The 23158-nt window shown below is 61.6% G+C and carries 29 protein-coding genes, 2 tRNA genes and 1 pseudogene; 17 read left to right on the top strand and 15 right to left on the bottom strand.

The window, feature by feature from the left end; translation table 11 throughout:
• Window positions 1-31 precede the first annotated feature (31 nt).
• From ACZ1G0_RS05950 to ACZ1G0_RS05925, 6 genes are all read left to right on the top strand, one after another.
• Window positions 32-616 carry a Spy/CpxP family protein refolding chaperone gene (locus ACZ1G0_RS05950; protein ID WP_472736108.1) on the top strand — a complete coding sequence of 195 codons (585 nt, stop codon included), beginning with the start codon at window positions 32-34 and terminating at the stop codon, window positions 614-616.
• A gap of 64 nt (window positions 617-680) precedes the next feature.
• Complete coding sequence (locus ACZ1G0_RS05945) at window positions 681-1016, top strand: hypothetical protein (RefSeq protein WP_472736107.1); 336 nt, start codon at window positions 681-683, stop codon at window positions 1014-1016.
• A gap of 58 nt (window positions 1017-1074) precedes the next feature.
• On the top strand, window positions 1075-1542 hold the full coding sequence (locus ACZ1G0_RS05940) for a DUF411 domain-containing protein (protein ID WP_472736106.1): 468 nt from the start codon (window positions 1075-1077) through the stop codon (window positions 1540-1542).
• Window positions 1542-2006: a c-type cytochrome gene (locus ACZ1G0_RS05935; protein ID WP_472736105.1), complete on the top strand. Its 465-nt coding sequence runs from the start codon at window positions 1542-1544 to the stop codon at window positions 2004-2006. The genes ACZ1G0_RS05940 and ACZ1G0_RS05935 overlap by 1 nt, the downstream gene beginning before the upstream one ends.
• Window positions 2007-2018: 12 nt before the next feature.
• Window positions 2019-2363 carry a copper resistance CopC family protein gene (locus tag ACZ1G0_RS05930; RefSeq protein WP_472736104.1) on the top strand — a complete coding sequence of 115 codons (345 nt, stop codon included), beginning with the start codon at window positions 2019-2021 and terminating at the stop codon, window positions 2361-2363.
• Complete coding sequence (locus tag ACZ1G0_RS05925; RefSeq protein ID WP_472736103.1) at window positions 2360-3238, top strand: CopD family protein; 879 nt, start codon at window positions 2360-2362, stop codon at window positions 3236-3238. Before ACZ1G0_RS05930 ends, ACZ1G0_RS05925 begins: the two co-directional genes overlap by 4 nt.
• Window positions 3239-3242: 4 nt before the next feature.
• Here ACZ1G0_RS05925 and ACZ1G0_RS05920 read toward each other — a convergent pair whose 3' ends face one another.
• Entirely contained in the window at window positions 3243-3530 is a 288-nt protein-coding gene (locus ACZ1G0_RS05920) for a metal-sensitive transcriptional regulator (RefSeq protein ID WP_472736102.1), read from the bottom strand.
• Window positions 3531-3647: 117 nt separating this feature from the next.
• On the opposite strand from ACZ1G0_RS05920, the gene ACZ1G0_RS05915 reads away from it, so the two are divergent.
• The gene (locus ACZ1G0_RS05915) at window positions 3648-4433 is read left to right on the top strand and encodes a MauE/DoxX family redox-associated membrane protein (RefSeq protein ID WP_472736101.1); all 786 of its coding nucleotides are present in this window, start codon (window positions 3648-3650) and stop codon (window positions 4431-4433) included.
• 441 nt (window positions 4434-4874) lie between these two features.
• On the opposite strand, the gene ACZ1G0_RS05910 is transcribed toward ACZ1G0_RS05915, so the two are convergent.
• Together ACZ1G0_RS05910 and ACZ1G0_RS05905 are read right to left on the bottom strand one after the other, a co-directional pair.
• A complete protein-coding gene (locus ACZ1G0_RS05910) occupies window positions 4875-5087 on the bottom strand; it encodes a helix-turn-helix domain-containing protein (protein ID WP_472736100.1) in 213 nt (70 codons plus the stop codon).
• Between the two features lie 802 nt (window positions 5088-5889).
• On the bottom strand, window positions 5890-6204 hold the full coding sequence (locus tag ACZ1G0_RS05905; protein WP_472736099.1) for an Arc family DNA-binding protein: 315 nt from the start codon (window positions 6202-6204) through the stop codon (window positions 5890-5892).
• Window positions 6205-6264: 60 nt separating this feature from the next.
• Between ACZ1G0_RS05905 and ACZ1G0_RS05900 the strand changes: the two genes are divergently transcribed.
• The 3 genes from ACZ1G0_RS05900 to ACZ1G0_RS05890 are packed head-to-tail and all read left to right on the top strand — an operon-like array spanning window position 6265 to window position 7726.
• Window positions 6265-6483, top strand: coding sequence for an Arc family DNA-binding protein (locus ACZ1G0_RS05900; protein WP_472736098.1), 219 nt, complete (start codon window positions 6265-6267; stop codon window positions 6481-6483).
• Between the two features lie 23 nt (window positions 6484-6506).
• A complete protein-coding gene (locus ACZ1G0_RS05895; protein WP_472736097.1) occupies window positions 6507-6782 on the top strand; it encodes a hypothetical protein in 276 nt (91 codons plus the stop codon).
• A complete protein-coding gene (locus ACZ1G0_RS05890) occupies window positions 6779-7726 on the top strand; it encodes a site-specific integrase (RefSeq protein ID WP_472736096.1) in 948 nt (315 codons plus the stop codon). The genes ACZ1G0_RS05895 and ACZ1G0_RS05890 overlap by 4 nt, the downstream gene beginning before the upstream one ends.
• Window positions 7727-7794: 68 nt before the next feature.
• Here the strand turns inward: ACZ1G0_RS05890 and ACZ1G0_RS05885 are convergent.
• Window positions 7795-7868 (bottom strand) — tRNA-Cys (locus tag ACZ1G0_RS05885).
• A 120-nt stretch (window positions 7869-7988) separates the two neighbouring features.
• On the opposite strand from ACZ1G0_RS05885, the gene ACZ1G0_RS05880 reads away from it, so the two are divergent.
• The 3 genes from ACZ1G0_RS05880 to ACZ1G0_RS05870 all read left to right on the top strand — a co-directional run bounded on the left by ACZ1G0_RS05880 (window position 7989) and on the right by ACZ1G0_RS05870 (window position 10886).
• Window positions 7989-8642, top strand: a complete 654-nt coding sequence (locus ACZ1G0_RS05880) for a protein-L-isoaspartate O-methyltransferase family protein (protein WP_472736095.1) — start codon at window positions 7989-7991, stop codon at window positions 8640-8642.
• A 30-nt stretch (window positions 8643-8672) separates the two neighbouring features.
• Window positions 8673-10064, top strand: a complete 1392-nt coding sequence (locus ACZ1G0_RS05875; RefSeq protein WP_472736094.1) for a TolC family outer membrane protein — start codon at window positions 8673-8675, stop codon at window positions 10062-10064.
• 78 nt (window positions 10065-10142) lie between these two features.
• Window positions 10143-10886, top strand: a complete 744-nt coding sequence (locus ACZ1G0_RS05870; protein WP_472736093.1) for a hypothetical protein — start codon at window positions 10143-10145, stop codon at window positions 10884-10886.
• 113 nt (window positions 10887-10999) lie between these two features.
• Here the strand turns inward: ACZ1G0_RS05870 and ACZ1G0_RS05865 are convergent.
• Window positions 11000-11319 (bottom strand): annotated as a pseudogene (locus tag ACZ1G0_RS05865) (DUF6280 family protein).
• Window positions 11320-11523: 204 nt separating this feature from the next.
• Here ACZ1G0_RS05865 and efp point away from each other — a divergent pair.
• The gene (efp, locus tag ACZ1G0_RS05860; protein WP_472736092.1) at window positions 11524-12087 is read left to right on the top strand and encodes an elongation factor P; all 564 of its coding nucleotides are present in this window, start codon (window positions 11524-11526) and stop codon (window positions 12085-12087) included.
• Window positions 12088-12093: 6 nt separating this feature from the next.
• Here the strand turns inward: efp and ACZ1G0_RS05855 are convergent, their stop codons facing one another.
• Window positions 12094-12828, bottom strand: a complete 735-nt coding sequence (locus ACZ1G0_RS05855) for a rhomboid family intramembrane serine protease (RefSeq protein WP_472736091.1) — start codon at window positions 12826-12828, stop codon at window positions 12094-12096.
• Window positions 12818-13387, bottom strand: coding sequence for a cobalamin biosynthesis protein CobQ (locus ACZ1G0_RS05850; protein ID WP_472736090.1), 570 nt, complete (start codon window positions 13385-13387; stop codon window positions 12818-12820). The genes ACZ1G0_RS05855 and ACZ1G0_RS05850 overlap by 11 nt, the downstream gene beginning before the upstream one ends.
• A gap of 120 nt (window positions 13388-13507) precedes the next feature.
• Here ACZ1G0_RS05850 and ACZ1G0_RS05845 point away from each other — a divergent pair, with 120 nt between their 5' ends.
• Window positions 13508-14959, top strand: a complete 1452-nt coding sequence (locus ACZ1G0_RS05845) for a cobyric acid synthase (RefSeq protein WP_472736089.1) — start codon at window positions 13508-13510, stop codon at window positions 14957-14959.
• 3 nt (window positions 14960-14962) lie between these two features.
• Here the strand turns inward: ACZ1G0_RS05845 and ACZ1G0_RS05840 are convergent, their stop codons facing one another.
• The 5 genes from ACZ1G0_RS05840 to ACZ1G0_RS05820 form a co-directional block, all read right to left on the bottom strand.
• A complete protein-coding gene (locus tag ACZ1G0_RS05840) occupies window positions 14963-15160 on the bottom strand; it encodes a hypothetical protein (RefSeq protein WP_472736088.1) in 198 nt (65 codons plus the stop codon).
• Window positions 15161-15278: 118 nt separating this feature from the next.
• Window positions 15279-15364, bottom strand: a tRNA-Leu gene (locus tag ACZ1G0_RS05835).
• Window positions 15365-15399: 35 nt separating this feature from the next.
• Complete coding sequence (locus tag ACZ1G0_RS05830; RefSeq protein WP_472736087.1) at window positions 15400-15930, bottom strand: tetratricopeptide repeat protein; 531 nt, start codon at window positions 15928-15930, stop codon at window positions 15400-15402.
• 158 nt (window positions 15931-16088) lie between these two features.
• Window positions 16089-17792, bottom strand: coding sequence for a methionine--tRNA ligase (metG, locus tag ACZ1G0_RS05825; protein ID WP_472736086.1), 1704 nt, complete (start codon window positions 17790-17792; stop codon window positions 16089-16091).
• A gap of 169 nt (window positions 17793-17961) precedes the next feature.
• On the bottom strand, window positions 17962-19176 hold the full coding sequence (locus ACZ1G0_RS05820; RefSeq protein WP_472736085.1) for an MFS transporter: 1215 nt from the start codon (window positions 19174-19176) through the stop codon (window positions 17962-17964).
• 286 nt (window positions 19177-19462) lie between these two features.
• On the opposite strand from ACZ1G0_RS05820, the gene ACZ1G0_RS05815 reads away from it, so the two are divergent.
• Complete coding sequence (locus ACZ1G0_RS05815) at window positions 19463-19627, top strand: hypothetical protein (protein ID WP_472736084.1); 165 nt, start codon at window positions 19463-19465, stop codon at window positions 19625-19627.
• Here the strand turns inward: ACZ1G0_RS05815 and ACZ1G0_RS05810 are convergent.
• Window positions 19624-20073: a nucleoside deaminase gene (locus tag ACZ1G0_RS05810; RefSeq protein WP_472736083.1), complete on the bottom strand. Its 450-nt coding sequence runs from the start codon at window positions 20071-20073 to the stop codon at window positions 19624-19626. The two genes, ACZ1G0_RS05815 and ACZ1G0_RS05810, sit on opposite strands and share 4 nt — an antisense overlap.
• Window positions 20074-20136: 63 nt before the next feature.
• On the opposite strand from ACZ1G0_RS05810, the gene ACZ1G0_RS05805 reads away from it, so the two are divergent.
• Window positions 20137-21471, top strand: a complete 1335-nt coding sequence (locus tag ACZ1G0_RS05805) for a pseudouridine synthase (RefSeq protein WP_472736082.1) — start codon at window positions 20137-20139, stop codon at window positions 21469-21471.
• Window positions 21472-21562: 91 nt separating this feature from the next.
• Here ACZ1G0_RS05805 and ACZ1G0_RS05800 read toward each other — a convergent pair whose 3' ends face one another.
• Together ACZ1G0_RS05800 and ACZ1G0_RS05795 are read right to left on the bottom strand one after the other, a co-directional pair.
• On the bottom strand, window positions 21563-22171 hold the full coding sequence (locus ACZ1G0_RS05800) for an inner membrane-spanning protein YciB (protein WP_472736081.1): 609 nt from the start codon (window positions 22169-22171) through the stop codon (window positions 21563-21565).
• Window positions 22172-22215: 44 nt separating this feature from the next.
• Entirely contained in the window at window positions 22216-23124 is a 909-nt protein-coding gene (locus tag ACZ1G0_RS05795) for an EamA family transporter (protein ID WP_472736080.1), read from the bottom strand.
• Window positions 23125-23158: the final 34 nt, after the last annotated feature.

Raw genomic sequence — 23158 nt, 5'->3', positions numbered from 1 at the left:
GCCAACGCCTGATCAATCAAGGACTTAAATTATGACAGCGATGCGCTTTGCACTTGTCATGGTGCTCTTGCCCACCATCGCCATTGCGCAGAGTCATGGCACTTTGCCCTCGGATTACGTGGGCGAAGAAACGCGCCTGATCAAATCCTTGTCGGGACAGGACTTAGAGGAAATCGCACGTGGCGGCGGATGGGGGCTTGCGCGTGCTGCCGAACTCAATGGTGTGCCGGGACCGACGCACCTGCTTGAGCTTGCCGGTGACATCGGTCTGACCGAACAGCAGCGCAGTGACATTGAGGCGATCCGGGCGCAGATGCAGGCAGACGCCATAACGGCCGGGGAGCGTTTCGTGGCTGCGGAACAAGCGTTAGACACAGCCTTTCAACAAGGAGCACCAGATGCCGAGGCGCTTGAACGGTTGGTTGCACAAGCCGGTCAAGCGCGGGCAGCTCTCCGCCTCGTCCATCTAAATGCGCATCTTTTGACTTTGCCTTTTCTGACAGATGCCCAAGTCAGTCAGTACTCGGTCTTGCGCGGTTATTCAGATGATCCCTATGCCTCTGTTCCTGAGGGGCATGACCCGGAGATGTGGCGCAGCCATAACGGATGCAATTAGGCTCGATTACGGCGACACATCCTCGTGACTTGTCAAAGCCATATACCCCCAGTAGGTATTTGTTATGTTTCGTTTAGTTCTGTCGATCATTCTTGTTTTTGCATTCGCTGGTGCATCCACCGCATCTGTGATGCATGGCTTGAACCACGGATCGGATCACGCCGACCACCACGCCCAAATGTCAGAAAGCGATCCTTTGGCCGATGCTGAGAAGGCACTCGCGGACTGCTGCGACGCGACCAGCGGCATGGGGTCAATGCCCTGTTTTGGCGATCTCGCGGCCACTTCTGCTATTTTGGAGGTCATCCCCGCGAGCAGATCGGTTGTTAGTGTTCTGTACACTGATTTCGACTTTGCAAACCTGACGCTGGCTGTCCCAACCGGTCCTCCGAAAGTCTGAGCGGCAACGGGCGCTAGCCCGCAATCCATTCAATTTTCAAATCAAAGGACCGACAGATATGATCACTCGTCGTCACTTCACTACCCTATCCGCAACGGCTCTTGTCATGGCTGCCCTGCCTGCTCGTGCGGGCACACCTATGCGCGTTCTCGCTTCGCCAGGCTGCGGGTGCTGTCACGCCTGGGCTGATCTAGCTCGCGCACGCGGCTACGCCGTCACCGTCGAGGAACTGACCGACCCCGATGCGCAGAAGTCAGAGCGTGGCATTCCGCTTGAGCTCGCCTCCTGTCACACCATCGAAGTGGATGCATATGTCTTCGAAGGACATGTGCCGTTCGAAGCCTTGGAAGCTGTTTTGCAGGATCGCCCAGACATCACTGGGCTTGCTGTTCCGGGCATGCCGATGGGTTCTCCTGGCATGGGCGACGACCCGTCCGCCCGCTACGACGTCATTGCATTTGGTGGGGAGGCTGGCACAGCCACGGTGTACTACCGCGCTGGCACCGCCCAGCCGTTCGACACCTGATGGTGAGTCGGAAAGCCGTTTTGCTAACCGGCGGGCTCACACTCGCCGGTTTCGCAGCCGCATTTATTCTGGCGCAACCTTCCCAAACGGTTGGTATTTTGATGCCTGACAACGCCGAAGTGATCGCCGTGGGCCAAGGCATCTACGCAGACCAATGCGCCGCTTGCCATGGTGCGCGCCTAGAGGGGCAGCCAAATTGGCGGATACGTGGAGAAGATGGACTGCTGCCAGCACCGCCACATAACGCAACAGGCCATACGTGGCACCATGATGATGAAACGCTTTTTACCCTGACCAAATATGGGCTTGCCGGTCTGATGGAGAACGCGCCACCATCAGGCATGCCTGTCTATGAGGGTGTGCTCACCGATGACGAGATCATTGCGGTGCTGTCCTTCATCAAGTCGACTTGGCCAGATGACCTTCGTGAGTATCACGACGAACTAAATGCCGAGTCCGAATAAAGGAAAATTCAGATGATCAAACAAACTCTTCTCGGCTTGGCCGTTAAAGTTGCTCCCGCTCTAGCCTTCGCCCATTCGAAATCTGAGGCCACAACACCCGCCGACGGTGCGACAATCACGGAAGTGCCGGAACTCTCGATGCGATTCGATGATCCGATGCGCATCATTTCAGTTACGCTCACCTCTTCAGATGTCGACGTCGAAATCGAACGCGAGACAGGCATGGACCCCGTGAATGAGTTTCGAGCCATGCCTTTGGAAGAGCTTCCGGCTGGAAACTATCGCTTCGACTGGCGCGGTATGGCGTCGGACGGCCACCCGATGCAGGGCAGCTTCTCTTTCACGGTTGCTGAGTGACCGGACTCGCACCGATCAACGGTCTTGTCGTTCTGGCCATCTTGGCCAAGGCAATTGGCTATGGTGCGGCTTTGCTCGCGATGGGAGGCGTGCTGTTTTCGGTCATCTTCGCAAAGCGTGCTGAGGGGTCTGTCCTCCAACTGGCACGGAAGCTCGCTGTCGGTGCGGCGCTAGTCGGTCTCGCTGTGCTGGCTGTCCGGTTCGGCATTCGTGCTGCGCGGATATCCGGGATGGGCTTCGACGGCGCGACCGACCCAATGATGCTTGGCTTCGTTTGGGAAAGTCCACTTGGAACCGCCGCGATTTGGCGCGGGATAGGCGAACTTGCGATACTTGCAATCCTGCTGCCCCGCTTTGGGCAATGGATCGCTCTGGTGGGGAGCGTCGCCATAGCTACATCTTTCGCGCAGGTCGGCCACGCACTTGGGGAGCCCAGAACGGCCCTTGCAGTCCTGATTGTTCTCCATCTTCTAGCCGCTGCCTTCTGGGTTGGTGCTCTGATACCTTTGCGGCGGGCGGCACTCAGCTCTGATGGTGCTGAACTGTTGCACCACTTTGGCAATGTCGCCGCTTTCGGTGTGGCCCTCCTGATCATTGCAGGCACAACGCTCGCCTGGCTCCTATCAGGCTCGGTCGCTGCCGTGTTTGGAACAGCCTATGGCTTAGCACTTTTGCTTAAGATCGCGATTGTTGCGTTGCTCCTAGGCTTTGCAGCTTTCAATAAGTTCAGGCTGGTCCCTGCCTTACGCGCTAACAAACCCGGGGCCGCCCATGCCCTCCAGCGTTCGATTTCAGTGGAAACGCTGGCCGTTGTTCTAATCCTGCTTGCAACTGCAACCGTCACCAGTGTCACGACGCCACCCGTCAATCTATGACAGCTTAGCCGCGCGCTTTATCGAGCAATTCAAGGAGTTCTGTGAACTTCGCCCGCTGATCCTCCCGATCGCCCGAAGCAAGTGCATCCTCAATACAATGCGACGCGTGATCATCAATCACGAGCTTTTCGACGCCTTTGAGAGCGGCCCGCACCGCCGCAATCTGCGTCAGGACATCAACGCAATAGCGGTCCTCTTCGACCATCCGAGCGATCCCGCGGACCTGACCCTCAAGGCGTTTCAGACGTTTCAAAGTGGCTTCGCGGTGTTCGTGCATAGTTTCTATTCGCATGGTCGCAGACAAAATGTCGAGTGAGTGCGGAACCAAAGCCCGCACTCTTGATTATATACCCCATGGGGGTATATAGAAATGAGAAATGCTCACGCAAGTAGATTGACGGAGAAGCCAATGCCAAAAGACACGCGCGACGTTGCCAACATCGATACAAACCCGGAGGAAGTGGCGTTAGGCAAAACGGCTGTGCTTTACCGTATGGCCCTGCCGGATCATCTATGCCCTTCTGGACAAAAGGCTCGCTGGCTTCTCGAACGTCAGGGATATGATGTCGATGACAGGCTTTTCCGAACTCGCGCCGAAGTGGACGCCTTTAAGGTCGAGCACGACGTAAAGACGACGCCCCAAGCATGGATCGAAGGCGAACGCGTTGGCGGCTATACGGACCTGCGTGAAAAGCTGACCGGCTGGAACCCGAAGGCAAACACCTATCGGCCAGTGCTTTATCTCTTCGCCGTCGCCGCATTCACTGCAATCGCGCTCTCCGTTGGGTTCCTCGGCGCAATCACATGGCAAACACTGGGCTGGTTCATCTCTGTCTCGATGATCCTTCTCGGCATGCAAAAACTGCGCGATATCGAGGGGTTCTCCACAATGTTCCTCAACTACGACCTTCTTGCGCGAAAGTGGGTACCTTACGCATACATCTATCCGTTTGTGGAAACCGGCGCGGGCATCCTCATGACCGGCATGATCCTGACCTGGGTGTCAGTTCCCGCGGCACTTTTCATCGCGAGCATCGGTGCCATCAGCGTGTTCAAAGCCGTCTACATCGACAAGCGCGAGCTCAAATGCGCCTGCGTTGGTGGAAATTCAAACGTCCCGCTTGGGTTTGTGAGCCTCACCGAAAACCTGATGATGGTCGGGATGGCGATCGTGATGCTTTGGACGATGGTGTGAGTGATGCGGCCTTCGATTTATGCAGACTTCAGGCCAAAAAGCAGACATCTGAAGCGAGACTGTCTTGGCAGGTTTTGCCAGCAGCCTGTCCTTCCCACTTAAAAATTCTGCACGATGCTCGAATGACCGATGTTGCCGCTGCGTCGCAATATTCGAATCTTTGTAGATGCTGAGATTTTCTTGCTGCGCGCGCTCGCAGCGAGAAAACTGAATTCACAAGTTGGGTTCTTTCTGGTCGTTAGCTGCGTTTTGCACCAAGGCCCGGTTCAGGGGAATGATCCGAGCAGAGTAGTGTCTTAGTGCGGCTGTCATTGTATAGCGCTGCTTGTGTCTCGCCGTTGTCTTACTGATACAGCAGCCCGATTTCGTTGCCAGTCTTGATACAAGTAATACGGCCGATGGCTTCGGCCGTTGTGCGAACACTCTCAAGTTTGGGCAAAACTAGCCCCTCTCGTTATACAATTCCTTGGGATCGACCTCGAGGCCATCCGCGATGCGCTCCAGAACATCGATTGATGCTGAATTCTTGGCGAGTTCAATCTCGCTGATATAGCTGCGATCGATGTTCGCGGCCAAAGCTAGCTGTTCTTGGCTCAATCCTCTGGAACTTCTTAGACTCCGGACATTTAACCCTACTCGTTCCCGTAATTTCATGGCCTGTATTCGGCCAGATCACAAGAACCGCTCTACGGAATATATTCCACAAAACGCGCGCGAGCATCACAAACACTATGCTCGCATATGGTGTGATGGTCAGGGTTGGAGGTAGGGTGTCAATAATGCAGTAATGTTGTCATAAGGCATTTATTGTTATGTGGTGTAGACTTATCAGAAATTGGGCCGCTGGAGCTGTAGTGGCTCTGCTTTCAACCGCGGCCCCGAAGGCGGCTAAGGCCTATCAGGTTGACTGCGCAATTCTGCTTTGCCTGGCTGGTGGGTGGCCTGCGTCAGCAGAATGTGCCCATGCCCGTGCCGTGTTTATCCGCAGGATCACGCCTTGGCCGATTGAGCCGCCGCTGCAGATCTGGCGCTGCCCTATGGGCGTTTCTGTGCGCGCGCCTTTGCAAAGCACGGTCCCGAAGATCTGGGAGGCCAGCAATCACAATAGTCAGGCACTCGCCTAAGTTATTCAGGCTCAGGTAGCTGAAGGCGGTGCCGATATCGACATCAGTGGCTTGGAATTCGATTTCGTACGCTCGATCCGCGTCTGGGATGTGCGGCACTACAGCCATCGCGAGCGCGGTCGCGACGATGATTGCTCTGAGAGCTACAGCATGCGTCTCGGGACCTACGGCACGCAGGGTGAATTCGGCTGGCAACGCACGACACCAGCGGCCGCTCCGCAATGGGTGCTGCCATCGCGACGCTGTTCGTCATCGAGTTGGCGGCGAGGAGTAGGTGTCGAATGGGAAGATCACGAGGGCAACCACGGATATGAGTGGGTGGCCTACTAAGGCTATTCACCGATGTCTTTCATACGTTCCGCGATATCACCCGCAATGCGTTCATACAGGGCGGCTTGTTTGTCCCTTGGCGTCCCAGGCTTTGGGTTTCTTCGACGGATGCGTTTGGCGAGCCAGAAGAGCAACCTCGCGGCGGGGTCATCCAGTTTTTCCGGCACAGGAGCTGGGTAGTTTTCTTCGAGGAGGGCAACGACCTCAGCATTCATGCTGCGATGGTTGGACTCGGCCGCGAGGCGTATTCGATCGCGCAGGCCATCTGGCAGACGCACGATGAATTTATCCTGATTTTGAGAGCTTTGTTCTGACATGGTGGCACTGTGCCATAAAAAACAATTGACGCAATACTGGCTAAATGCCTCTAGCAGGTTATGGTTTCAACCTGGAGGCGTTTCATGAACAGTCGTAAACCAATGCAGCTTCGACTTCCGCAAGAGCTCGAGGAGTGGATAAAGGCGGAGTCAGATCGCAATGGAAATTCCCAAAATTCAGAAGTGATCCGTGCCATTCGGGCAGCGCGAGACAGGCGATCCACGTTCGGATCAGTTGGAAAAACCACTATGGATCAGAGTGATAATGCGCGTTGTTAACGAGTAAGAGCGGTGCCGATACTATGACCAAAGCAAGTATACAGACAAAAGCGAAACAGGCAGCCTCCGCCTTCATCCGCGAGGCGCGGGAGGCAGGTTGGGAGCGCGCGAAGTTCGAGATCAAGCCCGATGGCAGCGTCATTGTCGATGCCAACATGGTCGCGCCAGAGGCGGCAGACGACTTTCTCAACAGTGACCTGAGAATGGGCGAAAGACTCGCAAGAGTTTGCCCAAATACGTCTACAATGACCGGGGGTATCTCCGGTTCATCCGGCGTTCATGCGGTATCTCGGTCATGATGCACGAGGAAGCGGGCACGCCGGAGTTTTGGGATCATTACAATCGTCTGCTGAAGGGAAAACCAGCGCCAGCGCCGGTGAAGCGCAATTTTGAGGCTTTGATTCTCAGTTACTACGAGAGCGACGCCTACAAGAAGCTGAAGCCCCGTACGAGATCCGACTATCGGCGATACATCAGCCACATTCTTGAGATCTGGGCAGACAAAGACCCGGCAAGGATCGAAACCCATCACATTTATGAATTGCACCGGGCCAATGCGGATCATTGGCGGCAAGCCAACTATCTTGTCCAGGTCATGGTCGTCTTGATGAATCACGCCCGGTTGATCGGCTTCATCAAGAAGGAGCACGGCAATCCGGCGAAGGGCATTCCGCTTTTCAAGCAGCAGAGCGACGGCTGGGAGCCGTGGCCAGATGATGTTCGGGCCGAGTTCGAAGTGCTGGCCTCAAAGAGGGCACGGCTGGTCTATGAGCTTTGCATTGATACAGGCCAACGGATTGGCGATGTCGTGAAGATGAAGTGGGAGCACTTTTCCGATGAGGGTTTCGATTTCACGCAGGGCAAAACCGACAAGCCTCTTTGGATCCCGCTCACCGACCGCCTGAAAGCCCATCTCGACGGGCTCGCACGAACAGACGGTACTGTTGTGACCGACGCCAAGGGTCGACCGGTGAGTTACCGGATCGTTGCGGAGGAAATGCGCACTATCAAAAAGAAGATGAAGCACGACAAGGCATGCTACTACAAAACGCACGGGCTCAGGAAAAACGCGACGATCGAGCTGTATCTGGCTGGATGTGATGACGAGATGGTCAAGGCTGTCACCGGGCACTCAGGCGTTGAGATGCTGAAAAAGTACGGTGGGCCGATCCGGCAAAGAGAGCTCGCGAAGCGCGCTCAAGAGGCAAGAAATCAAATGGAACGAAGCAAGACCGAAACGTGAAAGTTTCAACGGTTGTTTCAAAAAAGGCAGTGAAGGAGAGGAAGGATGACGCAAGTCACTGATTTTATTGGAGGCGAGTACCGGAATCGAACCGGTGTACACGGATTTGCAATCCGCTGCGTCACCACTCCGCCAACTCGCCGCCGATGGTGTGGATGCGATGTAGCCCAACGCCGCAGCCTGTGCAACACCACTTTCAGTTGCGCTCCTATTCAGGCTATGTCATCACAGACCCAACAACTAGACCGATGAGTTTAGCACCATGACCGACACGACCACGCTCCGCACCATGATGGTAGACACGCAAGTCCGACCCTCCGATGTGACGAAATTCCCGATCATTGACGCCCTGCTGTCCGTGCCGCGCGAGGCGTTTGTGCCCAGCGATCGCACCAGCGTTGCCTATATGGACGAGGTCATACCCTTGGCTCCGGGCCGCGTGCTGATGGATCCGCGCAGCTTTGCCAAACTTCTGGACGCCCTTGATCTACAACGCAGCGAGACCGTCCTCGATGTGGGCACGGGTATGGGATATTCGGCGGCGGTGCTGTCGTGCATGGTGGACAGCGTCATCGCCATCGAGGAAGACGCAACCATGGCCGGCGAGGCGGAGGCCACCTTGGGCGAACGCGGCTACGATAATGTCGCCGTGCTGGAGGCGCCTTTGACCGCAGGCGCGCCAAAATCGGGCCCCTACGACGTCATCATCGTCGAAGGCGGGGTGCAGCAGGTGCCGGACGCCCTGACGGATCAACTGGCAGAGGGTGGGCGCATCGCCGCCATTTTCGTCGACGGTCCCCTTGGCACCTGCAAGATCGGCTATAAATCCAACGGCAGGGTCAGCTGGCGGGCGGCGTTTAACACCGCCCTGCCCGTCCTGCCCGGCTATGAGACAGAACAGCAATTCGCGCTTTGACTGCCTTGGCATCAGGTCGCACGAAACACGGTGGGAAAGACAGTGATGCAGGGTAAATTCGGGCGCGCGGTGGCCTTGGCGGTCGGTTTGGCCACGGCCCCCCTCATGGGTGCGGCGCATACCTTGTCCGACGCCTTGGTCCATGCCTATGACAATTCCAAACTTTTGGAACAGCAGCGCTTTTTGCTGCGCGCCACGGACGAGAATGTGGCGATTGCCCAATCCGCCTTTCGCCCCACGATCGAGTTTTTCGGCCAAGCGTCCCAGTCCGGGGTAAACGGCACCAACGACACCCTGTCCGCGACCTTGGGGTTGCAGATGCAGTGGACGATCCTGGATGCAGGGCAACGGTCCTCGCGCCGGGATGCCGCCAAGGAGGCTGTCCTGGCCGCCCGCGCCGGTCTGGACGGGGTTGAACAATCGGTTCTGTTGCAAGCCGTTCAGGCCTACGTCGGCCTGCGCACCAGCATGGACACCGTGCGCCTGCGCGAAAACAACTTGCGCCTGATCACCCAGCAGCTGCGCGCCGCAGAGGACCGGTTCGAGGTGGGCGAAGTCACCCGCACCGACGTGGCCATTGCGCAGGCCCGTCTGGCGCAGGCCCGCTCTGCGCTGGCGGCAGCGCGCGGTCAGGTCGAAGTGGACCGGGAGTTGTACCAACTGGCCATCGGCCAGGCGCCCCACGGCACCTCTGCCCTGCCCCCCGCGCCAAGCCTGCCCGCATCGGAGGCGGCGGCGAAACAGGTCGCCCTGCGCAGCCATCCGTCCATTGCGTCCCTGCAACATCAGGTGCGCGCGAACGAGCTGGCCGCCCGGGCCGCGGATCAGGATCGTCTGGGCCGCACCAGCCTGACCGGTCAACTCAGCACCGGGCGCGTGAACATCGACACCGAAAGCACCAACGCCACCCTTGGTCTGCAATTCAATCAACCCCTGTACACTGGGGGCCGTCTGTCCGCCCTGTCGCGGCAGGCACAGGCGCAACTGCACGCCACCCGGGCGCAATTGGCGCAACAGGGGATGATCGTCTCGAACAATGTGGGCCGGGCATGGGCCACGCTGCAGATCGCGCAGGCGCAGGTGCAGGCGTCGCGCCAACAGGTCCGCGCCGCCCAACTGGCCTTTGACGGGGTCCGAGAAGAGGCGACCTTGGGCGCACGCACCACCCTGGACGTGCTGAACGCGGAGCAGGAGTTGCTGGACGCGCGCACGGCCCTGCTGTCGGCGCAATCGTCGGCCTACAGCGCGGCCTACGGTGTGCTCGCGGAAATGGGCCTGCTGACCACGGACCATCTGGGTCTGCGGGTGCAAAAGGTAGACGTGACGACCTACTACAACGCCGTGTCAAACGCACCTGCACAGTCCAGCGAATATGGCACGCGGATCAACAGCCTGCTGAAACGTGGCTACGGCAAGGACTAGGCCCGCCACGCGCGTCTTTCATTGAACGCTAAGGATTGGCGCGCTAAGGTGTGTCAAACACCTCAAGTGGGCGCGGGCATGGCAGATCAATCGAAAACGCAGGACATCGAAGATGTCCTATCCTCTATCCGACGTCTGGTCAGCGAAGAGGACGGGCCACGCAGGCCGCGCACCTCTTTGGCGGTGCCGACGCCGGATGCGGCGGTTGCGGCACCGGGTGACGAGGGTAGCAAGCTGTTGCTGACGCCGCAGTTGCGCGTCACGGAACCCGAAGACCCCTATCAGATGATCCGCACCCTGACCGAGGCGGAAGCCACGGACGAGGACGCAGCGGTTGACGTGTCCGATGCGACCGACATCGCCGACGAAGATTCTGCCCCGCAAGTTGATCCAGAGCCGCAGGTCGCCCCCCAAGAGTCGGAGCCACCCAAGGCGCGGCGCCTGTCTCTTGCCACGCCGCCGACCCCTGCACCGGTCGTAGATGACGTTGAAACGTCCGACGCCCCTGCCGAGGTCGTGTCATTGACACAGGAGAATACGGAGGAAGACCAAGTCTTTGATCCCGCCAGCGAAGAGACAAAGGCCCTGTTCAGCCACACGCAGCGCCCCCGCCCCACCACCGCACCGCCCGCCGAACCGGACGAGACGGCGGCGGACCAGGACGCCCTGCCCTTGGACGAAGACGCCCTGCGCGACCTGATCGCAGAGGTTGTCCGCGAAGAATTGGCCGGGGCCCTGGGCGAACGGATCACCAGGAACGTGCGCAAGATGGTGCGCCGGGAAATTCGCCAGATGCTCGCCAGCGAGGACCTGACGTCCTAGGCCCGCGCCCGCCGCACCCGCTGGCCGCATCCCGATAAGAAAAGCCCCCGCAGACAGGCATCTGCGAGGGCTTTTTCAATTGGCAGCTTACGTATGGCAGCGTTCGCTTTGGCCTAGGCCGCTTCGGCAGCCTCGGCGGCATTGCGGCGTTCGCTTTCTTCGCGCGACAGGGCTACGGATGTCCGCACCCCCGGCCCACAAACTCCATCAGACCGGCCACAACCCGTTCGTTGGGGTCAATACCGGAGCACGACAGAACCTCGCGCCCATCCCGGGAGCGGGCCCAGCGGGCGATCTGTTCAGGACCATTGCCATACTTCTTGTCATCAGCGATTGCATCGTCCAAGGCAGCAAGAACCACGGCAGCAAAAAGTTTGCGCGCGCGCTGACCTTGTTCAAAGTTGAAGGCTGTACCATCAACAAAATCCTTCATTGCGTCGTCCTATTTATTGCTCTTGCGTTTTTCGGCGTGAACCTGTGTATGGCCTATTCGCCGCGATTCGGCTATGCGTATTTTGCAACCCCGGTATGCATTTCTGCCTTGGCTCTATCTGCATATCGTAAGGTTGTCCCGGTCGCACTCGCAAGATATAGGGTCGGTCAACTTATCATCAACCTTTTGCCATGGTTTTGCCACATGCCCAAAATTAACGGAAACGAAATTCGCCCCGGAAATGTTCTGGAACACAATGGCCATCTTTGGGCCGCGGTGAAGGTGGACCACGTCAAGCCTGGGAAAGGCGGGGCCTACGCTCAGGTCGAGATGAAGAACCTGCGCAACGGGTCCAAGCTGAACGAACGCTTCCGCTCTGCCGACAAGGTGGAAAAGGTGCGGCTGGAACAAAAGGATCAGCAGTTCCTGTATGAAACCGACGGCATGCTGGTGTTCATGGATCTTGAAACCTACGAACAGATCGAACTGCCCGCCGATATCCTTGGCGAACGCCGCCCCTTCCTGCAGGACGGCATGACCGCCGTGATCGAGTATCACGAGGCCGAGGCCCTGTCGGCCCAGCTGCCCCAGAAAGTCACCTGTGTGATCGAAGAGACGGAGCCGGTCGTCAAAGGCCAGACCGCCGCCAACAGCTTCAAGCCCGCCGTTCTGGATAACGGTGTGCGCGTCATGGTTCCGCCCTTCGTGGGCACGGGCGAGGCGATCATCGTGAACACCGAAACGATGGAATACTCCGAACGGGCCTGACCGGACCTAGCGCCCCCAGGGATCGTCCGGGTCCACGGGGGCGCCGCGCCGCACAAGGGGCACCTGCGTCACCGACCGCGCGGGCTTGCGCCACAGGGCCGTCCCGCCCCACCGGCGCCACAGGGGCAGGGCCAGCACCATGCCGGCGGCAAAGCCCCCGGCGTGGGCCCACCACGCGACACCGCCGCCCGTGGCCCCCGATGCCAGCCCGCTGAACACCTGCATCCAGGCCCAGAACACCAGCGCGGCCCAGCCTGGCACGGGCACCACGCGCAGCACGATCCCAAAGACGAACAGCAGGTCCACCTCCTCGCGTGGGAATAACACCAGCGTCGCCCCCAGCACCGCCGCAACAGCGCCAGAGGCCCCGACCATGGGCACATCGCCCCCGCCGCTGGCCACGATATGGGCCAAGGGCGCAAGAAGCCCGCCCAGCAGGTAGATCGCGCCGAACCACCCCGCACCGATGCGCCGTTCCAGACGCACCCCAAAGGCCAGCAGGATCACCATGTTCAACCCGATGTGCAGCCAGCCGTAGTGCAGGAACATATAGGTGAACAGGGTCGACGTCCCTTCCCCCGCCAGGACCTGCGCGGGCACAAGGGATAGCCCCTCGAACCCGGGCGGCAAGCCCTCTGGCGGCGGGTTCAGCCCCAGCCGCAGGTGCACCGCCAGATTGGCCAGCACCAGCCCGTAGGTCAGCCACACCCGGTGGCGCTGCGATGCCAGATCAAAAGACATAGGCCCAGACGCCCCCTACCCCCAGCTGCGCCGCCGCCAGCAGCAACAGCAACGCCACCATGGCCGGCCTGCGGTGCCGCCACGCCGTCCACGCGGCCAGCGCCACGGTCAGGGTCGCCTCGATCGGCACGACCAGCCGCGCGTGATGGCCCACGTCCCAATAGCTGACCGGGCTTTGATAGACCCAGGCCGTCAGGGGCCAGAAATGGGGCCGCCCGTCATCGTGGTGCAGGGGCAGGTCCAGCGCCAGATGCAACAGGGCCGCCGCGCCAAAGGCGATGATCCAGACCCGCCGCGCCCACAGGCCCAGCCCCAACACTGCGCCCCAGACAAAGACCGAATTGTCCACTGCAAAGATCGTCTGCCACGTGTCCGAGAAATACAGCTCGCCGAACACCACCTGCGCCGGGATGCCCGCGACCCCAAGGGCCCAGCCCACCAGCAGGTACAATGACAGATCGGGGGCCAAGCCCCCCAGCCCCGCGGCCCAAGTAACCTTGCGGTCCCCGGGCTTGCCAAAGGCGGCAAGGCCGAAAACGATATGGGCGGGCGTGTTCATGCCCTACACCTATCGCACCCCGCGCGGCCGTCACCCCCAAAGCGCACGCGCCCCCTTCATTGGGTGAAAAATACCCAAATCCGACCTTGCCGCCCGGACAGACCCGCGCAACATAGCGCCATGACCAAAGCCATCATGATCCAGGGCGCAGGCTCCAACGTGGGCAAATCCATGCTGGTGGCGGGCCTGTGCCGCCACTACGCGCGCCAGGGCCTGCGGGTGCGCCCGTTCAAGCCGCAAAACATGTCCAACAACGCCGCCGTCACCCACGACGGGGGCGAGATTGGCCGCGCCCAAGCCCTGCAGGCCCGCGCCTGCGGGGTGGAGCCTGCCATCGACATGAACCCGGTGCTGTTGAAACCGGAAACCGACGTGGGATCGCAAGTGATCGTGCAGGGCAAGCGCCTGACCACGGTCAAGGCCCGGGACTACGCGCAGCTCAAACCCACCCTGTTGGACGCCTGCCTGGACAGCTTCCACCGCCTCGCCGCCACCTGCGATCTGGTGGTGGTCGAGGGGGCGGGCAGCCCGGCAGAGATCAACCTGCGACAGGGAGACATCGCCAACATGGGCTTTGCAGAGGCGGCAGACATCCCCGTGATCCTCGCAGGCGACATCGACCGGGGCGGCGTGATTGCACAGCTTGTGGGCACCAAGGCGGTGCTGGACCCCCGGGACGCCGCCCGGATCAAAGGCTTCCTGATCAACAAGTTTCGCGGCGATGTGACTCTGTTTGACGATGGGTTGACCGAAATCGCCAACCGCACAGGCTGGACCAGTGTCGGGGTGCTGCCGTGGTTCGCGGATGCGTGGAAACTGCCCGCCGAAGATATCATGGACATCCGGTCCCATGGGGGTGAGGGCCTGAAGATCGCCGTGCCGCGCCTAAACCGTATCGCCAATTTCGACGATCTGGACCCGCTGTCCGTGGACCCCGGCGTGTCGGTCGAGATCATCCAGCCCGGACATCCCCTGCCCGGGGATGCCGACCTGATCCTGATCCCGGGCTCGAAATCCACCATCGCCGATCTGGCGCACTTCCGCGCCCAAGGCTGGGACGTGGACCTGCACGCCCACATCCGGCGCGGTGGCCGGGTGTTGGGCATTTGCGGCGGGTATCAGATGCTGGGCACGCAGATCGCCGACCCGCAAGGGATCGAAGGGCCGCCGGGCACCGTGGCCGGCCTGGGCCACCTGGACGTGCGCACGGTCATGACCCCGCACAAACACCTGACCCGGGTGGCCGCGCGCCATCTGGCCAGCGGTGCCCCCGTGCGGGGCTACGAAATTCACATCGGCGAGACAGACGGTGCGGACGCCGCCCGCCCTTGGCTGGATATCGCGGGCACCGCCCACGGGGCCACCAGCGCCAGCGGCCTTGTGCGCGGCTGCTATCTGCACGGCCTGTTCACCGCCGACACCTTCCGCGCCGCCTTTCTGGCAGAGCTGGGCGCAGTGTCCCAGACAGCAAACTACGATCAGACCGTGGACGAAACGTTGGACGCCTTGGCCGACCACATGGACCGGTCGCTGGACCTGGGCACACTGACGCGCCTGATGGGCGCGGTCTAGGGCCTACTTGGCCAGTTTTTGCAGCTTGTCCAACGTCTTTTCCTGCGCCTTGGTCAGGGCAACAAGCTCGTCCACCACCTTTTTAATAGGCGCGCTGTCCTTGTGATCGGCCTTCAACTCTTTGGCGACCTTCTTCTGGTCTGCAATCGCCTTGTTTAGATTCGCGATGTGTTTCTTGGTGTTGGGTTTGGTGCTGGCCATCTTCGTGCTCCTGAAAGGCGGTGTGGAACACGGCTATCGCAACAATCCGGCACGAATAGGGCGATGCTCGTACGAATTTAGACACTTTGCATCGGGTGGGGGGCGGCAAAACAACCGGTGGTACGGGCGGCGGGATTTGAACCCGCACGGGCTTTCGCCCCAGGGATTTTAAGTCCCATGTGTCTACCGTTCCACCACGCCCGCGAAACTGGACCTTTGCTACGCAAACCGCGCCCGGCTCACAAGTCCTGATCGGTCAAAAGCGCCCGTTCCGACAGCCAGGGGTTCAGCGCGAGGGCCGCGCGCAGGACCGGCTGCGCCTCGGCCCCGCGCCCCGCCTTGATCAGGGTCAGCGCCTTGCCGGTCAGTGCGCCAAGGTGCCGGGGGTTGATCGCCAACGCACGGTCCAGATCCGCCAGTGCCAGATCAAACCGATCCGTCAGATAATGGGTATAGGCCCGCTGGTTCCAACCCTCCGCATACCACGGACAAAAGGACACGAGCGCGGTCAATGCCTCCTCCGCAGCTGCGTAATCCGCCACACGCATCCGCGCCATGCCCTCGCGCAACATCTGACCAGAGGCCGCGTCCGGCGGCGTCAGCCACAACTCCCACAATGCGCCATTCAGCACCCGCGCCGACATGGGGTCCGGCACCACCTGCATCTGAGCGAATATCCGGTCCATCTCCGCCTCGATGGGCAGGGGTTCCGAACAGGTCTCGGCAAAGGCGGGGGCGCACATCAGCGCAAGGGCGGCGAGGGTTCTCATGGACGAAAGGATGGCCCAAGCGCCCGCCCCGTCAAGAGGGGTCCTCAACAACACACCGGGTCCCACAAGAACCCCGCCTCATTGTTCCAAAAATACCCTCGGGGGTCTGGGGGCAGCGCCCCCAGCGTCGCGACGGGCCGCAGGCCCGGCGCAATCCCTCAGTCGCGCACACCCGCAAACCGCGCGGCCCAGGCCTCCCGGTCGTCGTCGCTGATCTTGGCAAACAGGTTGTCGGGCACGGTGAACGCCGCCCCCGGCTCCAACATGGCCAATCCCGCCTCAAGGCTTTCGGGCCACGTGTCCCCTGTGCCCATGGCGTCGCGCATCTTGGCAGCGGCCTCGGGGATGAAGGGCGCCGAGATCACGCCGTAGACCGCGATCAGGTTCAGGGCCACGCGGACGATCGCGCCTGCGGCCTCCGGGTCCTCCTTGAACACCGACCAGGGGGCCGCCTCTTGCAGCCATTCGTTGCCCATGGCCCACAGCGCGCGCAGGGCGGCGGCGGATTTGCGGACCTCCATGGCCTCCATGCATTTGACGTAATCCGCCAACCCCGCATCGAAGCCCGCCAGACGGTCCAGCGCGCCCGCGGGCAAATCGCCCCCCGGCACTTCTTCGCCAAACTTGGACCGTCCAAACTTGGTCACCCGGCTGACAAAATTGCCCAGCACATCGGCCAGATCCTTGTTCACGGATGCCTGGAAATTCTCCCATGTGAACTCGCTGTCCGAACTTTCGGGCGCATGGCTCATTAGCCACCAGCGCCAGTAGTCGGCGGGCAGGATCTCCAGCGCCTGATCCATGAACACACCCCGCCCCTGAGAGGTGCTGAATTGCCCGCCGTCATAGGTCAGGTAGTTGAAGGACTTGATGTAATCCACCAGCTTCCACGGCTCGCCCGATCCCATGATCGTGGCCGGGAAGGACAGGGTGTGAAAGGGCACGTTGTCCTTGCCCATGAATTGCACATAGCGCACGTCGTCGGCACCCTTGTCCGTGCGCCACCACCGTTCCCAGTCGCCGCCCGTCTTGTCCGCCCATTCGCGGGTGGCGGCGATGTATTCGATGGGGGCGTCGAACCAGACGTAGAACACCTTGCCCTCCATGCCCGGCCAATCTTCGGTGCCGCGCTTGACGGGCACGCCCCAGTCCAGATCCCGGGTGATGCCGCGATCCTGCAACCCGTCGCCGTCATGCAGCCACTTCTTGGCGATGGAGGTCGTCAGGATCGGCCAATCGGTTTTGCTGTCGATCCAGGCGTCCAGCTTGTCGCGCATGGCCGACTGGCGCAAGAACAGGTGTTTGGTTGCGCGCACCTCTAACTCCGTGGACCCCGAAATTGCGGAACGCGGGTCGATCAGGTCCGTGGGGTCCAGCTGTTTGGTGCAGTTTTCACACTGATCCCCGCGAGCCTTGTCGTAGCCGCAGTTGGGGCAGGTCCCCTCCACATAGCGGTCGGGCAGGAACCGACCGTCCGCGTGGGAATAGACCTGTTCGTCCTCAACCTCTTCGATCAGGCCCGCATCGGCAAGCCGCCCGGCAAAGTGCTGGGTCAGGGCGTGGTTTTGAGGGCTGGAGGACCGGCCGAAGTGATCGAACGACAGGCCAAACCCTCGCGCGATCTCGGCCTGGGTCTCGTGCATCTGTGCGCAGAACTCCGCCACGGGCAGGCCGGCCTTGGCGGCGGCCAGCTCGGCGGGGGTGCCGTGTTCGTCTGTGGCACAAATGAACATCACCTCGCGCCCCCGCGCCCGGTTGTAGCGGGCATAGAGGTCGGCAGGCAGCTGACTGCCCACAAGATTCCCAAGGTGTTTGATCCCGTTGATGTAGGGAATGGCCGAGGTGATCAGAATACGGTCCATCAAGTCTCTCCATATCGCGTTCCGCCTCCGATAGCGCAGCCCGGCGCAGCACGCCACCCCGCCCCCATCCTTGGGTCAAAAATACCTCTGGGATGGGCGCGGCGGGCAAGACCTAAGGATCGCTAAACGCGCAACCGGACATGCCAAGCAACAGGTCCTTTTAGCCCCGTCACCGTTTGCGTTTCAGCCAGCGGCCCATGGTAAACGTGGTGCGCGGGGTCCAGACATAGGCCGTGCGATCCTCGACCGTGGGGCGCACGGTCATCCGCAAGGCCCCCACCACGGCCAAGATCAAATGGGCCACGGCGATCATGGTAAACAGCGACGCAGGGCCATAGTTTTCCAGCAGTTGCGCAGACACCGCCGGAGAGGCGATCGCCCCCACCGCGAACCAGAACATCAGCGCTGCCGACAGCTCCACCCGTTCGGAAGGGTCCGCGAAATCATGGGCGTGGGCGGCGCTGACCGAGTAGATCGGAAAGGTGGTGAACCCGAAGAAAGCCGCCGCCAACAGAACCATGGACAGGCCCGCCCCCGCCGTTGCGACCGTGAACCCGCAGGCCAGCACAGAGGCCGCGGACAGCCCGATCAGCACCCAGCGGCGGTCGTACTTGTCCGCCAGCCAACCCGCCGGATACTGCGCCAAGGCCCCACCGAGGACGAAAATCGCCAAAAAGCCCGCGATCTGATCCGCGCGCAGGCCGACCTCTTGCCCGTAGACCGGCCCCACCATCCGAAACGCGGCCGAGGACACCCCGGCCACAACCACCCCCGCCACGGCCAAGGGGCTGCGATGCAACGCCAATTTCGGGCGCAGGCGGGGGGCGGCGGGGGTCTCGGGCTGCGGTGTCTTGGTCAGGACCAGCGGCAGCAGGGACGCGCAGCACAGGATCGCCAACAGGTTGTAAGAGACGTAGGACGCAGGCGCCAAGACCCCGATCACCAGTTGCGCCGCCATGCTGGCCCCCATGTCGATCACCCGGTAGGTGCCCATGGCCCGGCCGCGCGTCTCGTTGGTGACCTTGGCCTGCAACCACGATTCCACCACCGTGTAGCACCCCGCCACGCAAATGCCCGTCCCCACCCGGAACACCGCCCATGCAACAGGGTCAATCACGATCATATGGGCCAGCAATCCGATGGCCCCCATGGCCGTACAGGCGGCAAAGGCGCGGCTGTGCCCCACACTGCCCATCAGGCGCGGGGCCCACCAGCAGCCGATGAAAAACCCGATGAAATGGGCAGAACCCAGAAAGCCGATTTGGGTCTGTGTGAACCCCAGTTCCAACCCCGACAGCGCGTCCAGTGGCCCAACCCCGCCGGACGAGATCTGCAACAGGATCACAGACAAGAACAGGGCAGCAAAGGAAATGATCAGGCGCATGGGGTCCGGTCCATTCGGGTCTGTCCCAACGCTAGCGCCCCTTTTGGCCCGACGCATCCCCGTTCACGACATATCCCGGTCCCCTGTCCCCAAGAGCCACAGCTGACAACGGTTCACGCCCCCGTGATCCTTGTGCGAAACGGCGGAACAAATGTGCGCACACGCACCCTTTTTCCACCAAAGTCACGGCAGCGTGCATTGAGAGTGAGCGCGCAGTGGGCCATATACAGCCCATACCGGGTCACATCACCGACCCATCCAAGGCCAACCTCAATAGGAGACTGACATGAAACACCTTATCACATCGGCCCTCGTGGTTGCTGCCCTCGCGACATCCCTGCCCCACACGGCCGCCGCTCAGGACACAACCTCGTCCACCCTCGTCACCACGAAATCCGACAAGGGGGAGCGCGATCCCTTCGGCTTCCTGCAAAGCCTGTTCGGCGGCTAACCCCTTCGACCGGCGAAGAAATCGCGCAAGAGGGTCTCGCTCTCTTGCGCGTTTATCCCGTCAAAGACTTGCGGCACATGGTGGGTCTGGGGATGGGTGAACACTCGCGCTCCATGCTGCACGCCACCGGATTTCGGATCACTGGCGCCAAAGTACAGCCGCCCGATCCGCGCGTGGCTGATCGCCATGGCACACATGGCGCAGGGTTCCAGCGTCACATACAGATCACACCCCGTTAACCGATCCTGCCCAAGGGCCGCACAGGCCGCCCGGATCGCCAACACCTCGGCGTGGGCGGTGGGATCGTTGTGGGCGCGCGTGCGGTTCCCGGCGGTGGCGATCACCTCTCCGGCCCGCACGATGACGGCCCCCACGGGGACCTCGTCAAGCGCGCCCGCGGCGCGCGCGGCCTCCAGGGCCTGGGACATATAGCTGCGAAAGGTCATGCCCAGCCATGGCCCGGGCGGCCAGCCATTGCAAGACGCCACGCCCTTCGCTACACGCGCGACATGTCTGATGATCGCCCCAAACGCCCCCGCTCCGCCTCCGATGGTCCACGCCGCACTGCCGGGGGCCCCAAAGGCCCGCGCCGGGACGGGGATCGCCCCGACCGTGGCTTTGGCGGGAAACCCGGTGGCAAACCGGCGGGCAAGTTTGGCGGCAAACCGGCGGGCAAACCCGGCAGCAAACCGGGCGCCAAACGTTTCGACAAACCCGCCGCGCGTCCCCATGGGGACACCCCTAAGGACAAACCAAACGACAAACCCAAGGGCCAGCGGATCGCCAAGGTCATCGCCCGCGCGGGCCTGTGTTCGCGCCGCGACGCCGAAGCCTGGATCGCGGCGGGCCGCGTGACCGTGGACGGCGAGACCATCGACACCCCCGCCCTGAACATCCAGGGCCACCAAAAGGTGTTCGTGGATGGCAAACAACTGGCCGACGCTGCCCCCGCCCGCCTGTGGATGTACCACAAGCCCAGCGGGCTGGTGACCACCGCCCGGGACGAAAAGGGCCGCAAGACGGTGTTCGACGCCCTGCCATGGGACCTGCCCCGCACCATGACCGTGGGCCGGCTCGACCTGACCTCCGAAGGGTTGCTGCTGCTGACCAACGACGGCGAGCTGAAGCGCAGGCTGGAGCTGCCCGACACCGGCTGGATGCGGCGCTACCGCGTGCGCGTGAACGGCTACGTGGCGGACGAAAAACTGGCCCCCCTGCGCGAGGGCATCACAATCGACGGCGAGACCTTTGCGCCCATGCAGGTCACCCTCGATTCTCAAAAGGGCGCGAACGCCTGGCTGACCATGGGCCTGCGCGAAGGCAAGAACCGCGAGATCCGCCGCGCGATGGAGGCGATCGGCTTCATGGTCAACCGCCTGATCCGCATCAGCTATGGCCCCTTCCAACTGGGCGACCTTGAAGTCGGCGCCACCGAGGAAATCCGCCCGCGCATTCTGGCCGAACAGCTGGGCAGCGCCCTGTCCGACGGCCTGACGCTGGCCGACACCGCCCTGCCCCCACCCACGGATTTCAAGGACGACGATCCCCGCAAGGCCGCTCAGGATCGCCTTGCCGCCCGCACCAAGGGCGGGCGCGACGACCGCAAGGGCGGGTTCAAGGACAAACGCCGGGACGACCGGGGCAGCGACGGCGCACCGGACTACAAGACCGAACGCAAGGAACGCGCCGAAGAGGCCAAGAAACGCGGCCTGATGGACCCCTCCCGGTCAATCCGAAAGGGCGAAAAACACTGGGCCAAACCCGCCCCCGGTCGCAAACCGGGCGAAAAACCAAGGCCCCTGAAAACCAAGGGCTCCAAGCTCAAACCCCGCACGCGCAGCTAACCCCGCTTCATTGGGTTGAAAATACCCCCGGGGGAGCGCGCAAGCGCGGGGGCAGCGCCCCCAAAAATCGCGTGGCGCAGCCGCCTTTGGGTCAGGCCGCGTCATCCTCGTCCGGGGCGTGGGCCTCGAAGAACCGGGCTTGCAGGATAAAGAACGCAAACGTCATGATCGGCAGGCCAAAGGTCTCGAAGGTCACCCAAGTCTCGGTGGTCATGGTGCGCCAGACAAATTCGTTCGACAGGGCCAGAAACGCAAAGAACACCGTCAGGCGCTTGGTCAGGATCATCCAGCCGGTCTGCGTCAGGGGCATCATCTCGCCCATGGCCCATTGCAGGTAACTGCGCCCGCGCAGCAGGCCGAACCCAAGGATCAGCACAAACAACCCGTAGACGATCGAGGGTTTCATCTTGAAGAACCGCTCGTCGTTCAACCAGACCGTCAGCCCGCCAAAGACCACCACCAGCACCGCCGTGACGACCTGGATCTTCGACAGCCGCCCCGTCAGCCACCACGTCAGGCCCGTGGCCGCAAGGATCACCGGGATGAAGGCGGCGGTGACGACGATGAAGCCTTCGTACTCCACCCCGCCGATGGTGTAGATGTTGTCCTTCAGGATCATGTAGGCCACGAAGAACCCCAGCACCGGCACGAGGTCGATGAAGGTCTTCAGGCCTTGGGACATGTCTTTTTGCTGTGCCATTGGGTTCCCCTTTTGGCGGATGTAGGCCTTGGCGGCCCCGGGGTCTAGCCCCCGACCTCTACGATCACGGCCCCCAGGGCAATCAGGGACATCAGGGCGATGCGGCGCGGCCCCACGGTTTCGCGCAGAACCAGCCAGCCGATGAAGGCGGCAAAGACCGTGCTGGTCTCGCGCAGGATCGCGGCCTCGCCCACCTTGTCCAGCCGGGTGGCAAGGATCACGAACCCAAAGGACCCAAAGGCAATCACGCCCCCCACGACCCCGCGCAAGGCAAGCTGCGGCGCGTCCGTCACGACCGGCACATGGCCAATGCGGCGCAGCCACAGCCACAGCAGGGGAATGTCGATGGCGGTGATGAAAAAGAACCACGCCAGAAAGGTGAACGGGTCGGGCGTGGTGCGGATGCCATAGGCGTCATAGGTGGTGTAGACGGCCACGATGAACCCGGTGAACACCGCCATGGCCAGCGCAGGGGTCAAGGACGCGCGGTCCTGCACCAGAAAGATGTAGTTGTAGACCGCAAGGCCGAAGATCCCGCACAACAGCACTCCAAGGCCCAGCCATTGGGTGGGCGTAAACAGCTCGTCAAAGATCAGGCCCGCACCGATGACCGTGAACAGCGGCCCCATGCCGCGCACCACCGGATAGACCACGGTGAAGGCGCCCCGCTCGTAGGCCAGTGCCATGCCGCATTTGTAGACGAAATGCAGCCCCAAAGCCCCCAGCAGGATCCACCATTCCCGCCCCTGGGGCCACGGCACCGCAAACAGGGCCAAGGGAGCGGCCATGACGAAGATGCTGGCATCAATCGCCGCGCGGGAGGTCCAGGGATCGTGCCGCCCTTTTTGCAGCGCCCCGAAACAGGCATGCAGGACCGCCGACATCAGGGCCAGCACCATGGCCACGTGATGGCCCACAGGTGTGCCTTCGATGGATAGGATCCACTCCGTCATGGGGCGGTATTGGGGTATTTGGGACCCAATGAAG

Source organism: Thalassobacter sp. HA4-2, assembly GCF_055693705.1.
Note: the sequence above shows the minus strand (reverse complement) of the source record. Positions and strands in the feature narration are given on the sequence as shown.

What these genes read in the sequence shown, in the direction of transcription:
- ACZ1G0_RS05895 (WP_472736097.1), top strand. Translation starts at nt 6,507, where the DNA reads ATGACCAAAGCAAGTATACAGACAAAAGCGAAACAGGCAGCCTCCGCC.
- ACZ1G0_RS05890 (WP_472736096.1), top strand. Translation starts at nt 6,779, where the DNA reads ATGATGCACGAGGAAGCGGGCACGCCGGAGTTTTGGGATCATTACAAT.
- ACZ1G0_RS05850 (WP_472736090.1), bottom strand. Translation starts at nt 13,387, where the DNA reads ATGAACACGCCCGCCCATATCGTTTTCGGCCTTGCCGCCTTTGGCAAG.
- ACZ1G0_RS05910 (WP_472736100.1), bottom strand. Translation starts at nt 5,087, where the DNA reads ATGAAATTACGGGAACGAGTAGGGTTAAATGTCCGGAGTCTAAGAAGT.
- ACZ1G0_RS05920 (WP_472736102.1), bottom strand. Translation starts at nt 3,530, where the DNA reads ATGCGAATAGAAACTATGCACGAACACCGCGAAGCCACTTTGAAACGT.
- ACZ1G0_RS05845 (WP_472736089.1), top strand. Translation starts at nt 13,508, where the DNA reads ATGACCAAAGCCATCATGATCCAGGGCGCAGGCTCCAACGTGGGCAAA.
- ACZ1G0_RS05855 (WP_472736091.1), bottom strand. Translation starts at nt 12,828, where the DNA reads ATGTCTTTTGATCTGGCATCGCAGCGCCACCGGGTGTGGCTGACCTAC.
- ACZ1G0_RS05930 (WP_472736104.1), top strand. Translation starts at nt 2,019, where the DNA reads ATGATCAAACAAACTCTTCTCGGCTTGGCCGTTAAAGTTGCTCCCGCT.
- ACZ1G0_RS05840 (WP_472736088.1), bottom strand. Translation starts at nt 15,160, where the DNA reads ATGGCCAGCACCAAACCCAACACCAAGAAACACATCGCGAATCTAAAC.
- ACZ1G0_RS05820 (WP_472736085.1), bottom strand. Translation starts at nt 19,176, where the DNA reads ATGCGCCTGATCATTTCCTTTGCTGCCCTGTTCTTGTCTGTGATCCTG.
- ACZ1G0_RS05940 (WP_472736106.1), top strand. Translation starts at nt 1,075, where the DNA reads ATGATCACTCGTCGTCACTTCACTACCCTATCCGCAACGGCTCTTGTC.
- ACZ1G0_RS05905 (WP_472736099.1), bottom strand. Translation starts at nt 6,204, where the DNA reads ATGTCAGAACAAAGCTCTCAAAATCAGGATAAATTCATCGTGCGTCTG.
- ACZ1G0_RS05830 (WP_472736087.1), bottom strand. Translation starts at nt 15,930, where the DNA reads ATGAGAACCCTCGCCGCCCTTGCGCTGATGTGCGCCCCCGCCTTTGCC.
- ACZ1G0_RS05945 (WP_472736107.1), top strand. Translation starts at nt 681, where the DNA reads ATGTTTCGTTTAGTTCTGTCGATCATTCTTGTTTTTGCATTCGCTGGT.
- ACZ1G0_RS05805 (WP_472736082.1), top strand. Translation starts at nt 20,137, where the DNA reads ATGTCTGATGATCGCCCCAAACGCCCCCGCTCCGCCTCCGATGGTCCA.
- ACZ1G0_RS05800 (WP_472736081.1), bottom strand. Translation starts at nt 22,171, where the DNA reads ATGGCACAGCAAAAAGACATGTCCCAAGGCCTGAAGACCTTCATCGAC.
- ACZ1G0_RS05935 (WP_472736105.1), top strand. Translation starts at nt 1,542, where the DNA reads ATGGTGAGTCGGAAAGCCGTTTTGCTAACCGGCGGGCTCACACTCGCC.
- ACZ1G0_RS05915 (WP_472736101.1), top strand. Translation starts at nt 3,648, where the DNA reads ATGCCAAAAGACACGCGCGACGTTGCCAACATCGATACAAACCCGGAG.
- ACZ1G0_RS05815 (WP_472736084.1), top strand. Translation starts at nt 19,463, where the DNA reads ATGAAACACCTTATCACATCGGCCCTCGTGGTTGCTGCCCTCGCGACA.
- ACZ1G0_RS05870 (WP_472736093.1), top strand. Translation starts at nt 10,143, where the DNA reads ATGGCAGATCAATCGAAAACGCAGGACATCGAAGATGTCCTATCCTCT.
- ACZ1G0_RS05795 (WP_472736080.1), bottom strand. Translation starts at nt 23,124, where the DNA reads ATGACGGAGTGGATCCTATCCATCGAAGGCACACCTGTGGGCCATCAC.
- ACZ1G0_RS05900 (WP_472736098.1), top strand. Translation starts at nt 6,265, where the DNA reads ATGGTTTCAACCTGGAGGCGTTTCATGAACAGTCGTAAACCAATGCAG.
- ACZ1G0_RS05950 (WP_472736108.1), top strand. Translation starts at nt 32, where the DNA reads ATGACAGCGATGCGCTTTGCACTTGTCATGGTGCTCTTGCCCACCATC.
- ACZ1G0_RS05810 (WP_472736083.1), bottom strand. Translation starts at nt 20,073, where the DNA reads ATGACCTTTCGCAGCTATATGTCCCAGGCCCTGGAGGCCGCGCGCGCC.
- efp (WP_472736092.1), top strand. Translation starts at nt 11,524, where the DNA reads ATGCCCAAAATTAACGGAAACGAAATTCGCCCCGGAAATGTTCTGGAA.
- metG (WP_472736086.1), bottom strand. Translation starts at nt 17,792, where the DNA reads ATGGACCGTATTCTGATCACCTCGGCCATTCCCTACATCAACGGGATC.
- ACZ1G0_RS05880 (WP_472736095.1), top strand. Translation starts at nt 7,989, where the DNA reads ATGACCGACACGACCACGCTCCGCACCATGATGGTAGACACGCAAGTC.